This is a genomic window from Rhodoplanes roseus (genome assembly GCF_003258865.1).
In the GTDB taxonomy this organism is placed as follows: domain Bacteria; phylum Pseudomonadota; class Alphaproteobacteria; order Rhizobiales; family Xanthobacteraceae; genus Rhodoplanes; species Rhodoplanes roseus.
On the sequence record NZ_NPEX01000106.1, the window covers coordinates 5,916 to 19,229 of the forward strand.

The 13,314-nt window shown below is 69.4% G+C and carries 11 protein-coding genes and 1 pseudogene; 4 read left to right on the forward strand and 8 right to left on the reverse strand.

The window, feature by feature from the left end:
- Positions 1-85 precede the first annotated feature (85 nt).
- From CH341_RS16135 to CH341_RS16150, 4 genes are all read right to left on the reverse strand, one after another.
- Positions 86-1,876, reverse strand: coding sequence for a nickel-dependent hydrogenase large subunit (locus CH341_RS16135; RefSeq protein WP_111420034.1), 1,791 nt, complete (start codon positions 1,874-1,876; stop codon positions 86-88).
- Between the two features lie 13 nt (positions 1,877-1,889).
- Positions 1,890-2,975 (reverse strand): hydrogenase small subunit, encoded by a 1,086-nt coding sequence (locus CH341_RS16140; protein WP_111420035.1) that lies wholly within the window; start codon positions 2,973-2,975, stop codon positions 1,890-1,892.
- A gap of 240 nt (positions 2,976-3,215) precedes the next feature.
- The gene (locus CH341_RS16145) at positions 3,216-4,667 is read right to left on the reverse strand and encodes a nickel-dependent hydrogenase large subunit (RefSeq protein WP_111420036.1); all 1,452 of its coding nucleotides are present in this window, start codon (positions 4,665-4,667) and stop codon (positions 3,216-3,218) included.
- Positions 4,664-5,674, reverse strand: a complete 1,011-nt coding sequence (locus CH341_RS16150; RefSeq protein WP_111420045.1) for an NADH-quinone oxidoreductase subunit B family protein — start codon at positions 5,672-5,674, stop codon at positions 4,664-4,666. The genes CH341_RS16145 and CH341_RS16150 overlap by 4 nt, the downstream gene beginning before the upstream one ends.
- A gap of 509 nt (positions 5,675-6,183) precedes the next feature.
- Between CH341_RS16150 and CH341_RS16155 the strand changes: the two genes are divergently transcribed.
- The gene (locus CH341_RS16155) at positions 6,184-6,732 is read left to right on the forward strand and encodes a CopD family protein (protein WP_111420037.1); all 549 of its coding nucleotides are present in this window, start codon (positions 6,184-6,186) and stop codon (positions 6,730-6,732) included.
- On the opposite strand, the gene CH341_RS16160 is transcribed toward CH341_RS16155, so the two are convergent.
- Complete coding sequence (locus tag CH341_RS16160; RefSeq protein ID WP_111420038.1) at positions 6,696-7,178, reverse strand: DUF2231 domain-containing protein; 483 nt, start codon at positions 7,176-7,178, stop codon at positions 6,696-6,698. The two genes, CH341_RS16155 and CH341_RS16160, sit on opposite strands and share 37 nt — an antisense overlap.
- A gap of 21 nt (positions 7,179-7,199) precedes the next feature.
- On the opposite strand from CH341_RS16160, the gene coxB reads away from it, so the two are divergent.
- From coxB to CH341_RS16175, 3 genes are read left to right on the forward strand one after another with little or no spacing between them, the layout of a single operon-like run.
- Positions 7,200-7,901, forward strand: a complete 702-nt coding sequence (coxB, locus tag CH341_RS16165) for a cytochrome c oxidase subunit II (RefSeq protein WP_111420039.1) — start codon at positions 7,200-7,202, stop codon at positions 7,899-7,901.
- A gap of 17 nt (positions 7,902-7,918) precedes the next feature.
- Positions 7,919-10,432 (forward strand): cytochrome c oxidase subunit I, encoded by a 2,514-nt coding sequence (ctaD, locus tag CH341_RS16170; protein ID WP_425376187.1) that lies wholly within the window; start codon positions 7,919-7,921, stop codon positions 10,430-10,432.
- A complete protein-coding gene (locus CH341_RS16175; protein WP_111420041.1) occupies positions 10,429-10,782 on the forward strand; it encodes a hypothetical protein in 354 nt (117 codons plus the stop codon). Before ctaD ends, CH341_RS16175 begins: the two co-directional genes overlap by 4 nt.
- A 129-nt stretch (positions 10,783-10,911) precedes the next feature.
- On the opposite strand, the pseudogene CH341_RS16180 reads toward CH341_RS16175, so the two are convergent.
- From CH341_RS16180 to CH341_RS16190, 3 genes and pseudogenes are all read right to left on the reverse strand, one after another.
- Positions 10,912-11,437, reverse strand: a pseudogene (locus tag CH341_RS16180) (MFS transporter); the annotation flags it as partial.
- Between the two features lie 18 nt (positions 11,438-11,455).
- Complete coding sequence (locus CH341_RS16185; RefSeq protein ID WP_111420042.1) at positions 11,456-11,881, reverse strand: DoxX family protein; 426 nt, start codon at positions 11,879-11,881, stop codon at positions 11,456-11,458.
- A gap of 9 nt (positions 11,882-11,890) precedes the next feature.
- The coding region (locus CH341_RS16190; protein WP_111420043.1) for an amidohydrolase family protein at positions 11,891-13,314 on the reverse strand (1,424 nt) is incomplete at its 5' end.

Here is a 13,314-nt window from a genome sequence, read left to right on the forward strand (position 1 = left end):
TTCGAGACGCCCGCTACGCGGGCTCCTCAGGGTGAGGCGGATCGAGCCGCGGCGGTCGTCCGAGCCCGACGACCGCTGGAAGCCCTCACCGCACCGTGACGGTGGCCATCTCCTGGCCGTCCGGGCTCATCACGTGCGTCGAGCAGGCGAGGCACGGGTCGAACGAATGCAGCGTCCGGATGATCTCCAGCGGCTGGTTCGGATCGGCCATCGGGGTGTTCATCAGCGCCGCCTCGAAGGCGCCGATATTGCCCTGGGGATCGCGCGGGCTGCCGTTCCAGGTGGTCGGAACGACACACTGGTAGTTGTCGATCTTGGTGTCCTTGATCTTGATCCAGTGCGCCAGGGCGCCGCGCGGCGCCTCGGTGAAGCCGACCCCCTTCGCCTCCTTGGGCCAGCTCGACGGCAGCCACTTGTCGGTGTTGGCGGTCGCGAGATCGCCGGCCTTGATGTTGGCGACGAGCTTGTCCTGATAGTAGCGCAGCTTCTGCGCCGCCCACTGGCATTCGAGGCCGCGCGCCGCCGTGCGGCCCAGCGTCGAGAACAGCGCCGTCACCGGCACGCCGAGCGCGGCGAGGAGCTTGTCGGTGGGCTCCTTGAACTCCGCTTTGCCCTGGGCGTAGCCGATGATGTAGCGGGCGAGCGGCCCGACCTCGACGGCGTTGCCCTTCCAGCGCGGCGCCTTGATGAACGAGTACTTGGCCGATTCGTCGAGCGCCTCGATGTCGGTCTTGGTCCCCTTGGTCGCGGGACCGAGCTTGAAGTTCGGCTCGGTGACACCGTCGTAGGGGTGCAGGCCGCGCGCTTCGTCCGGGTACTTGTACCAGGAGTGGGTGACGAACTCCTGCACCTGGTCCGGCGCCTCGAGGTCGATCGGATGGATCTCCTTGAGATTGCCGTTGAGGATCACGCCGCGCGGCAGCTGCAGGCTCTTGTCGGAGTAGTCGTTGGCGTATTCCGGGATGTCGCCGTAGGACATCACCGAGGTCGACGACAGCCCGCCGCCATAGAGCCAGTCCTTGTAGAAGCCGGCGATCGCGATCAGGTCCGGGATGTAGACCTGCTCGACGAAGGCGATCGACTGGTCGATGATCGACGAGACGAGATTGAGCCGCTCGATGTTGATGGCGCCGACCGCGCCGGTGCCGTCGATGTTGATGGCGCAGGGAACACCGCCGACCAGCCAGTTCGGATGAGGGTTCTTGCCGCCGTAGACCGTGTGGATCTTTACGATCTCCTTCTGGAAGTCGAGCGCCTCGAGATAGTGCGCGACCGCCATGAGGTTCGCCTCGGGTGGCAGCTTGTAGGCCGGGTGGCCCCAATAGCCGTTCTTGAACGGCCCGAGCTGGCCCGACTCGACGAACTTGGTCAGCCGGATCTGCAGGTCCTTGAAGTAGCCGGGCGACGACAGTGGCCACGGCGAGATCGACTGGGCGAGCGCCGAGGTCGCTTTCGGATCGGCCTTGAGGGCCGAAACGACGTCGACCCAATCGAGCGCATGCAGGTGATAGAAGTGCACGAGATGATCGTGCACCTGCAGCGTCAGCTGCATGAGATTGCGGATGATGTTGGCGTTCTCGGGAATCGCGATCTTCAGCGCGTTCTCGACGGCCCGCACCGAGGTCAAGGCGTGCGTGCCGGTGCACACGCCGCAGATCCGTTCGGTGAACGCCCAGGCGTCGCGCGGATCGCGGCCCCGGAGAATCACCTCGATGCCGCGCCACATGGTGCCGGTCGACACCGCATTGCGGATCACATTGTCCTTGTCGAGATTCACCTCGACGCGCAGATGCCCTTCGATGCGGGTCACTGGGTCGACGACGACGCGCTTGCCGGAGTTGTCGAGCGTGAAGCCGTTCGGGGTCTGGATCGTCATGGTCGCCCCCTGTTCAATGGCCGTGCGGGCCGGACTTGTCGGTGAGACGGCGCACCGCCGTCACCCCCGCATGCACGGCGAGCCCGGCCGCCACGGTTCCGGCCGCCACCATGCCGATCTGATCGGCATTGGCCTCGATCCCGAAGGCGCTGATGTTGGTCAGCCGGTCGTAGAAGGAGCCCTTGTCCCAGAAGGCGTCCTCCGAGCAGCCGATGCAGCCGTGACCCGACTGGATCGGGAACGAGACGCCACCGTTCCACCGTGTCGTCGAGCAGGCGTTGTAGGTGGTCGGGCCCTTGCAGCCCATCTTGTACAGGCAGTGGCCCTGGCGGGCGCCCTCGTCGTCCCACGCCTCGACGAACTGGCCGGCGTCGAAATGCGGCCGGCGGTAGCACTTGTCGTGGATGCGCTGGGAATAGAACATCTTCGGCCGGCCCTGGCGGTCGAGCTCCGGCAGCCGGCCGAAGGTCACCACGTAACCGACCACGCCGGTCATCACCTCGGCGATCGGCGGGCAGCCCGGCACCTTGATGATCGGCTTGTCACGGATCACCTTGTCGATCGGCACGGCCTGGGTGGGATTGGGCTTCGCCGCCTGCACGCAGCCCCAGGAGGCGCAGGCGCCCCAGGCGATCACGGCCATGGCGTCGGCCGCCATCTCGGTCAGCTTCTCGACGAAGGGCCGGCCGCCGTCGATGCAGTACATGCCGTTCTCGTTGAGCGGCGGATTGCCTTCGACGGCGAGGATGTACTGGCCTTTGTACTTCTGCCGCGTCTCCTGCAGGATCGCGTCGGCCTGGTGGCCGGCCGCCGCCATGATGGTGTCGTCATAGTCGAGCGAGATCATCGACAGGACGACGTCCTTTACCAGCGGATGCGCGGATCTGATGAAGCTCTCGGAGCAGCAGGTGCATTCGAGCCCGTGCATCCAGATCACCGGGATGCGTGGCTTGGTCTCCAGCGCGTGCGCCACCGTGGCGGCGCCGTTGGCGCCGAGGCCCAGGCTCGCCGCCGTGAGGCTGCAGAACTTGACGAAGCTGCGTCGCGTGATCCCCTGGCGACGGATCACGTCGTAGAACGTCTCGCGTGGAGCGTCCATCGGCCGTTTCCCCCGAATGCGAGGCCCGTTGATCGGGCACTGCTCGATCAGAGGAACCGCAAGAACCGGGCCAGCCGTCCGGGAGCATCGGTGATTTCAGATAAGCTCTGATAATAGAACGTTCTAAACAAAGTGGCGGCGACGACGGGCTAGTCGTGCTCCGGCCGAATCTGGATAGCTGCTTACCAGCACCGAAAGTCCGCTTGCCAGTCGGGCGCCGCGACGTTCGCGCCAGGCCCGTCAGTGCGCCGTGCACACCATGCAGGGATCGAACGAGCGCACGACGTGCTGGATCGCCGCGGCCCGGGCGCCACGCTCCCCCACCGGCGTGCCGACCAACGCCTGCTCCAGTGGCCCCGGGACGCCTCGAGCGTCGCGCGGGGAAAAATTCCAGGTGGTCGGCGCGATGATCTGGTAGCGCGCCGTCTCGCCGTTCCGGATCGTCACCCAGTGGCCGAGGCTTCCGCGGGCCGCCTCGACCAGGCCGGCGGCAGCGCCGTCCGGACTCGGGAGATCGGGGATGCAGAACGGCCGGCCGATCTCCAGACCGCGCGCCCAGGTCTCCATCGCGAGGGCCACGCGGGCGACCTCGAACAGCCGGGCGACGACGCGGGCTGCGACGTTCGAGCCGCCGTCGGCGACGAGCGCCCGGGCGAGCGGCGCCCCGTCGACGACCTGCCGGGCCAGGGCGCCGACCTCGACCGGTCGCCCGTCGAGCCGCGGAGCCTTGGCCCAACCATACGCCTCGGGCTTGTGGACGGCGGGATGTGTGTCGGCCTCCGCCGGATGCACTGGCCCGTCGGCGAGCCAGGTCGAGGTCACGTCCTCGGCGATGCGCTCGGGCGCGATCTCCCCGGTGCCGCCGGTCGTCGGATCGTACAGGCCTCCCCGGAACAAGGCCTCGCCGGCGCCCCGATATGCGCCGTAGCTCATCAGCCCCGTCGTCCCGCGGCCGAGACGATCGAGCCGAAGGTCGCGGGCGAGCCGCAGGAACAAGGCGAAATCGCCGTTTCGCGTCCGCGGCGCCTCGGCGAAGGCGTCGAGGGCGGCCCGGTCGGACAGCGCGGCGACCTCCTCCAGCGGCGCCGCGAACAGCACCCGCTCGAGGAATCCACGGAGCTGCGCCACGGCAGCGATCAGCCGCATCGTCTCGCCGAGATCGAGCCCACGGGTCGTGCCGCCGGACCGGAAGGCGAGCGAGTGCGGCCATTTGCCGGCAATGATGCCGAGCACATGCAGGAGCTGGGCGCGGGCCGGGAGGAGCTCGCCGGCGGCCGAGCCCTCGATCGCCTTGAAGCGCGCCGCAACGTCGTCGAACCAGGGCTCGCTGGCGTACTCGTCGCGGCAGAAGTCCGGCATGAAGAACAGATAGAAGTGGGTGAGGTGGTCGGCGATGTTCTCGGCGGCGTGCGACAGGTCGGCGGCGAGCGCGCCGTTCGGCGGAGGCACGACACCGGCCACGGCGCGCAGCGCGGCGACCGCCGCCATCGACTGCGACACCGAGCAGATGCCGCAGATGCGCGGCACGATCGCCAAGGCGTCGCCGGGCGGACGGCCGACCAGGATGCGCTCGAAGCCGCGGAACATCGGCGCCGACACCCGGGCCGCAGCCACGACGCCGTCGGCGACGTCGAGCGTGACCTCGAGATCGCCTTCCACCCGGTTGAACGGTCCGACGACGAGACGCGTCATCCCGCAGTCCCGTCGCCGGGCGCGTTGCGGCGTGGCGGCACCGCCACGTGGTCGGCCGTGGCATTGTCGCGCACGCGCCGGGGCGTCGCCGATTTCGACAGCGCGGCGAGGGCGATGAACCACGCCTTGGGCATGTCGAGCGGCAGGCCGACCGGAATGCCCGCGACCTTCGGTGTCGTGGTGAAGCCGCGCGCGTCCTCGAAGCCGGGCGACGTGCAGGCGATGCAGGCATAGCCGGCGTGGGTACAGGCGCCGCCGCCGTTCCAGGTCCGCTGGTTGCAGTCACCGACCGACTGGGTCGCCTTGCAGCCGAGATGCTCCATCAGGCAGCCGCGCTCGCCGGTGGCGACGGCGCTCGCCTTGTACTCGTAGAACTCGTTGCGGCTGCAGCCGTGATGGGCGAGATGGTCGGCGAAGAACCGCGGCCGGCCGAAGCCGTCGAGCTGGTCGGCCCGCAGGACCCCGGCGGCCAGCGCGGTCAGGGTCTCGACGATCCAGCCCGGATGCGGCGCGCAGCCGGCGATGTTGACGACCGGCAGCCCTTTCCGCGAGCGGAAGTCGCGCCCGAGCAGACCGCCGGCCGTGTCCTTCTCGAACTGCAGCCCGGTCGCCTCCACCGGATCGGGAAGGCCGGCCGAGACGCCGCCATAGGCGGCGCAGCTTCCGGCCGCGACGCAGTAATTCGCCCGCGGCGCCAGCGACTGGACCAGATCCAGCATGGTGCGGCCCATCCCGGCGACCCGCTGGGCGAGGCCGGTTCCCTGCGGCCCGCGCAGCACCGCCCCTTCGACCACCAGGGCATCCAGCGGCCGGCGACCGGCCGCGACGGCCTCGAAGATGTCGCGAACCTCGTCGCCGGACTGCTCGCTGAAGGAGGGATGCCAGAGCAGCTGGATTCCGAGCGACCGCAGCTCGCCGAACAGCCCGGCGCTGCGGTCCAGCATCGCCATGGTGCAGCCGCCGCACCCCCCGGCTTGGAGCCAGAGCACGTCGAACGAGGGCCTCATGCCGATCTCCTGTCGCGCCGTCATGCAGGATAGATCAGCGGACCGACGGGAGAGAAGCGATTTGCCGGGGCATGGGCCCGAATACGCGCCCCGGGATGGTTCTTGGGCTCGTCTGCGACCCCGAAGCACTGCAGGCGGCGCAGGCGATCCGCCGCTGAATTCTGTGACCTTATGACGCCCGCCCGGGTGGCACGGTTCGGTTCCTCGGGCGTTACTCCTCGACCACCGAGAGGAGCACCCTGCCCCGATGGAAGTGCCGCCGCTGATCCCGTGGGCCGCCGTGTTCAGGGGCATCGGCTCCTCGGAAATTAATGTCGGGCGAAACCGGAGGGCCGGATGATCGAGGCTCATTGTGGGACGGCACCCGTCCCGTCCCGTTGGCTCGACCGCTGGAATGCCGATCCGGCGCTGCTGGCCGGCCTAACCGGCTCCGGTCTGCTCCACGTCGTGCTGATGGCCGTGCTGGGTCGTCGCCTTCTCCAAGGCGCTCCCGTCGACGACCGGGTCCGATGATCGCGTGGCTGAAGGTCGTACACATTCTCGCGCTGACCGTCTGGTGTGCGGGATTGTTGATGCTGCCGAGCCTCTACGCGCAGCGAAGCCGGGCCGTCACCCGCGACGCGCTGAACGATCTTCACCGCCTGACGCGCCGCATGTTCATCCGGGTGACCTCGCCGGCTGGCTTCGTCGCCGTGGTGGCCGGGACCGTGCTGCTCTTCGCCCAGGAGGCGTTCACGGCCTGGATGATGCTCAAGCTCGTCGCGGTCGGCGTCCTGGTCGGCCTCCACATCCGGGCCGGATACGTGGTGATCGGGCTGTTCGAGCCCGGCCGACGCTACGCCGGATGGCGACAGGCGCTCTCGACCGGCGCGACGGTCGCCGCCATCACGGCGATCCTGCTGCTGGTTCTGGCGAAGCCGGCGATCGATCTCGCCGGCGTCCCCGCCTGGATGCGCCAGCCGGGTGGCCTGCAGGCGCGCCTCGGCGCGACACCCCTGAGCGCCTGGACGTCCTCCGGAGATCAATCCCGGCCGGAGACCATGAGGCCGATGCCGTGATCGAACACGAGCTTTCCGCCGTGCCAGCCGGCGAGACCCACGAACACCATGCCGAGGACCGACACCAGCAGCCCGAGCGGCAGCACCGCGTCGGGATGGGCGAGGCGCAGACCCCAATTGGCCCCGGCGATCGAGACCAGCGTCACGCCGGCGATCGCATGGATCCAGCTCGCCGCGCGCTTGCGGATGCCCTTGACCAGCAGGAGCTCGGCCGTGCCGGCCATGCTGGCCAGAATGCCGAGCCAGAATGCGAAGCCGCTCGCCCACACGCCGGCACGGTGCCAGAACGGGTCGCCCCACCACCAGTAGAAGAGGTCGCAGCCGAGCGTCGCGGTCACCAGCGCGATCGGGAAGGTGACCAGCATGGCGTGAATCGGATGGCCCGCCACCGCCACGAGCGAGCTGGTGTCGTGCTGGTCGAGCTCTTGGATGATCGGGCTGGTCATGGCGCACCTCGTTCCGTCTCAATGCGCCGCAGCCCGGCCGGGTTCAGGCCCGTCGTCGTCGCAGCCGCCGCAGCGGGGCTCGCCGGTTGCGACGGGCCGCTCTCGACCCTCGATCCGGCCGGGCCCGCAGCGGCGACGATCGCCGGCCTGTGGTGGGCCATGATGAGCGGCGGCATCGTCCTGCTGACTATCGTGATGGCGCTGCTCGCCTGGGCGTTTCTCCGGCCGGGCGCGGGCCGGACCACCTCGCCCCGCGTGTGGCTGGCGGGCGGCGGGCTGGTCCTCCCCGCCGTCGTGCTGACGCCGCTTCTGCTCGCCGGATTGTGGGCAGGCGAGCGCCTGCTCGCACGACCGGGCGTTCCGGGGATCGTGCGGGTCGACGTGACGGCACGTCAGTGGCAGTGGGACTTCGTGTACCCGGACGCGACGCCGGCCGTCTCCACCAACGTGCTGCACATCCCGGTCGGCCGGCCCGTGGACGTGCACGTGACCAGCGCCGACGTGATTCACAGCTTCTGGGTGCCGCGGCTCGCCGGCAAGATCGACGCCATTCCGGGCCACGTGACGGTGGTGCGGCTGGCTGCCGATCGGCCGGGCGTGTTCCACGGCGTCTGCGCCGAGTTCTGCGGCACCGCTCATGCGCATATGGGGTTCACGGTCGAAGCGCATGCCGCCGACGCGTACGAGGACCGCCTGCGCCGGCTGGGGCGGAACACACGGTGAGCGCCGGAATGCAGCAGATGTCGGATCAGCCGAGCGCGCCGGCGAGCGCCGTGGCGCTGCACAAGCAGCTCGAGGCGGTGTGGGGCACGCCGCCCGGCCTCGGCCGCCTGGCCTCCGTGAACCACACCATCGTGGGCCGCCGCTTCATCGTCACGGCGTTCGTGTTCTTCGCGATCGGCGGCCTGCTGGCGATGCTGATCCGGACCCAGCTCGCGACGCCGCGCAGCGCCTTTCTGGGTCCCGAGATCTACAATCAGATCTTCACGATGCACGGCACCGTGATGATGTTCCTGTTCGCCATCCCGATGTTCGAGGGCCTGGCTTTCTATCTGCTGCCGAAGCTCCTGGGCGCGCGGGACATGGCGTTTCCGCGGATGAGCGCCTACGGCTACTGGTGCTACCTGTTCGGCGGCTCGATCCTGGTCGTCGGCCTCGCTCTCGGCGTCGCGCCGGACGGCGGCTGGTTCATGTACACGCCGCTCTCCTCGAAGACCTACACGCCCGGAATCAATGCCGACCTGTGGCTCATCGGCGTGACCTTCGTGGAGATCTCCGCGCTCTCCGCCGCCGTCGAGATCATCGTCACGGTGCTCAAGCTGCGCGCGCCGGGCATGTCGCTCGACAAGATGCCGCTGCTCGCCTGGTATCTGCTCGTCACGGCCTTCATGATGCTGTTCGGCTTCCCGCCCCTGATCGTCGGCTCGATCCTGCTCGAGGTTGAGCGAGCCTTCGGCCTCCCGTTCTTCGATCCGACGCGCGGGGGCGATCCGCTGCTGTGGCAGCATCTGTTCTGGCTGTTCGGCCATCCCGAGGTCTACATCATCTTCCTGCCGGCGGCCGGAATGGTCACGACCATCCTGCCCGTCTTCGCCGGCCGCGAGATCATCGGCTACACCTGGATCGTCGTCAGCATCGTGGCGCTCGCCTTCCTGAGCTTCGGGCTGTGGGTGCACCACATGTTCACGGTCGGCATCCCTCACCTCGCGCTCGCCTTCTTCTCCTCCGCCAGCACGGCCGTGGCGGTGCCGACCGCCGTTCAGATTTTCGCCTGGCTCGGCACGCTGGCGGCCGGGCGGCCGCGCCTCACGGTGCCGATGCTGTTTCTTCTCGGCTTCTTCTTCGTGTTCGTGGCGGGCGGCCTGACCGGTGTCATGCTGGCCATCGTGCCGTTCGACTGGCAGGTCCACGACACCCATTTCGTCGTCGCGCATCTGCATTACGTGCTGGTCGGCGGGTTCGTCTTCCCGATGATGGCGGCAGCCTACTATTGGCTGCCGCATTTCACCGGACGGTCCACGCGGCACGGCTTCGGCGTGACGGTGTTCTGGCTGATCTTCGCGGGCTTCAACCTCACGTTCCTGGTGATGCACTGGACCGGCCTCGTCGGCATGCCGCGTCGCGTCTACACCTACGGCACCGAGACGGGCTGGGAATGGCTGAACCTGATCTCGTCCTTCGGCAGCTTCCTGATGGCGATCGGCTTCGCCCTGTTCGCGATCGACGTGCTGATGCAGTGGCGCTACGGCCGGCGCACACGCCGCAACCCGTGGCGGGCCGAGACGCTCGAATGGGCCATGGCCGTCCCGGCGCCGAGCTACAATTTCGCCAGCCTCCCGGCAGTCTCGTCACGAGCGCCGCTGGCGACCGAGCCACAGCTCCCGGCGCACCTCGCCGCCGGCCGCGGCTATCTCCCGTTCGTCCGTGACGGACGGATGGAGACGCTCGCGGTCGGCCTCGTCACGGGGCAGATCGAGCAGGTGGTGAGGTTGCCGAACCGGACCCTTCTGCCGCTGATCACCGCGATCGCGACCGGGGTGTTCTTCGTGTCGGTCCTGTTCAAGCTCTACGTGCCGGCGCTGGTGGGCGCAGCGGCGACGCTCGCCATGTTCCTGCTGTGGACACGGACGACCGGCGACTTGCAGGATCGCGGCGCGATGCCGATCGGCCGTGGCGAATCCGCGGCGCCGCATACCGAAGCGATGGCCCCTCCGGCCCTGTGGGCCATGGCGCTGACCCTCGCGGCCGACGCCACCGCGTTCGCATCGCTGGCTTTCGGGCTCGTGTTCCTGTGGGTGGTGGCGCCGAACTGGCCGCCGCCGGCGCTGCTGGCGGTCGACCCGGCCGCGACCGTCGTCGCCGTGGTCGGGTTCGTCGGAGCCGCCCTCGTCGGACGCATCTCGGTTCGCCCCGCCGTCATCGCCGTTCCTCGCCTGCGCGATCGTGTCCTGATCGGCGTCGCGGCGGCGCATGTCGCGGCTCTCGCCGGGCTCGGCACGACGATGCTGGAGGTGCCCGATCCGACCCGTCACGCCTACCCGGCGGCGACCATGATGGTTCTCCTCTACGCGGCCTTTCATGCCGCCCTCGGGATCGTGTTCGCCCTGTATGGCGTCTGGCGCAGCCGCGCCGGCTTCGTGTCCCCGGCCCGCAGCCTCGATCTCCGCATCGGGGCGATGTGGCACGCTGCGACGGCTGCGATCGGAGCGGTGTCGCTCCTGCTCGTCCATGGGCTTCCGGTCGTCATGACATGACACAGGCCGCCCGGATCACCCCGCCGCGAGCGCTCCTGCTGCTGGTCGCCGGCTTCGTCGTGTGGAGCTCCGCCTTTGTGTGGCTCTATGGCGGCCTGTCGGTGGGATGTGCATTCGGGTGGGACCGGATCACGCTCGCCGGAACGAGCGCACTCAGGCTCGGGCTGCTGCTGATCTGGCTCGTCCACGTCGCAGCTCTCGGATGGCTGCTCGCTTATTCGCGGGCGGTCCGCCAAGCCGGCCGGTCACCGCCCTTCGTGACGACGGCGGCCACCGCGCTGACCGTGGTGGCGCTGATCGCGACCGTGTGGACCGGGCTGGCGATCCCCGCGACCACGCTGTGCATCTGACCACGTGGCGCCGCCGTCATGCGAGGGGCGCGCCACCCGGTGCGGCCCGGAGTGCCGCCCGCGGATCGATCGACAGATAGTCGCGGACCTCCGGGTCGCCGTCGCCGCGATGGAACCGCCGGGCTTCGCGATGGCGGCCGCCGGCACCAGCGACGCCCCGAGCACCAGCCGATCCTGGCCGATGCGCGCCCGCAGCCGCGGCAGCAGCAGCGCGCCGACGATCGCGCCGGCGCCGACGCTGCCCAGTATCAGGCCGTAGAAGCCGGGCGTGCCGCCGAGCTCCTGGCGCGCGACCAGCGGCAGCAACGCCACACGGCGCTGGCGAAGACGACGAACAGCACGGTGCGCCACAGCACCCGCTTGATGTCGCGGCTGGAGCGCGCATAGCGCAGGCCGGCCCGCAGCGCGCCGCCGAAATTCTCGCGCAGATCGTCGGTCTCGGCGACGTCGCGCTTCCACCAGAGAAGTCGGCGATCACCAGCACGTAGCTGGCCACGTCGAGTCCGTAGGTGACGGAGGCGCCGAACGCGGCGAGCGCGACGCCGCCGAGCGCCGGCCCGATGGCGCGCGAGATGTTGAAGCCGAGCGAGCCGAGCGCCACAGCGGACTTCAGCTCGCCGCGCGGCACCAGCTCCGGAACGATCGACTGCCATGACCGTCTCCGGGGTCTCCGTCACGATCGCGCCATCGGTCGGTTGGCGTGGAGGGCCGCCATCAGGAGACCGCCCACGATGGCGACATGCTCGAAGAAGGTCGCAGCCTGGTACCCCCGCTCCGGGCCGCCGAAGGCCCAGAACGAATGGGCCAGCAGCGTCGCCGCCACGGTGAAGCCGGCCAGCAGCCCGGCGCCGATCCAGCACCACCGCCGCGTGAGGAGCAGCGCCGAGCCGACGAGCTGGGTCGCGATCACCACCCCCGCGATCGGTCCGGCCGGCTGGACGCCGAGCCCGGCGACCTCCACGGTCGCGCCGCCGAAATCGACCAGCTTGACGATGCCGCTGATCAGGAACGGCGCCGCCAACGCGAGCCGGGCCAGATAGTCCAGCCCGGGCGTGTCGAGCAGCCGCGCCAGCGGTGCAGGAGCAGCCATGTCGCTCATGTCGCCTCCCTAGAACGCCCAGCAGGAGCACCCGAGCGCGCCCCAGAACGAGCCGGCATCGGAGGCAGGGACATTGGCGCCCCATGCCGCCGCATGGGCATGGCCGTGCACGCCGCAACCGGTGGCGCAGCCACAGGAGGCGGCCGCCGCGGCCGTGACGGCTTCGGCCGCGAAGGCGTGGCGCGACCCACCCGCGTCGGCCCGCATCTGATAGCCGCCGTAGCTTCGCACCGGCGACCAGTCCGGCATGGCCGGCGGCAGCGGCGGCGCGAGATCGGCGAACTCCTTGTCGCCGTGCACCGGCTTGCCGCCGAGCAGCGTCAGCACCGAGGTGATGTCCTGGATCCCGTCCTCCGGCACGACGAAGAAGTCGTCCGACAGAACCGCGACATCGGCGAGCTGGCCGGGCGCGATCTGACCCTTCTTGCCCGGCTCGGTGGAGAACCAGGTATTGGCCTCGGTCCACAGCCGCAGCGCGGTCTCGCGATCGAGGCGGTTGGCGGCCGGATACAGCGACAGGCCGCCCAGCGTCTTGCCGGTGACCAGCCAGGACAGCGACACCCACGGATTGTAGGAGGCGACGCGGGTGGCGTCGGTGCCGGCGCCTACGGGTAAGCCGGCGGCCAGCATGCGCCGCACCGGCGGGCTGCGCTCCGCGGCACGCTCGCCGTAGCGGGCGACGAAATCCTCGCCCTGATAGGCCATGCGGTGCTGGACCGCGATGCCGCCGCCGAGCGCGGCGATCCGGTCGATGTTGCGGTCGTCGATCGTCTCCGCGTGGTCGATGAACCAGTGCAGCCCGTTGAACGGCACGTCGCGGTTCACCTTCTCGAACACGTCGAGGGCACGCGTGATGGTCTCGTTGTAGGTCGCGTGCAGTCGCCACGGCCAGCGGTTCTCGGCGAGCAGGCGCACCACCGGCTCGAGGTCGCCTTCCATCGTGGACGGCATGTCCGGTCGCTCGACCCGGAAGTCCTCGAAGTCGGCCGCCGTGTAGACCAGCATCTCGCCGGCGCCGTTGTGGCGATACGTGTCGTCGCCGGCGCCCGGCTTCACCTGGCCGACCCAGGTGGAGAAGTCCTTCAGCTCCTCCTTCGGCTTCTGGGTGAACAGGTTGTAGGCGATGCGGACGGTGAGCTGGCCGTCGCGGTGCAGCTCCTCGACGATCGAATAGTCCTCCGGATAATTCTGGAAGCCGCCGCCGGCGTCGATGACGCTGGTCACGCCGAGCCGGTTCACCTCGCGCATGAAGTGGCGCGACGAGTTCTTCTGATACTCGGGCGGAAGCTTGGGGCCCTTCGCCAGCGTCGCATACAGAATCGTCGCGTTCGGCTTGGCGACCAGCAGGCCCGTCGGGTTTCCGCTCGCGTCACGCACGATCTCGCCGCCGGGCGGCGCCGGCGTGTCCTTGGTGTAGCCGACGGCGCGCAGCG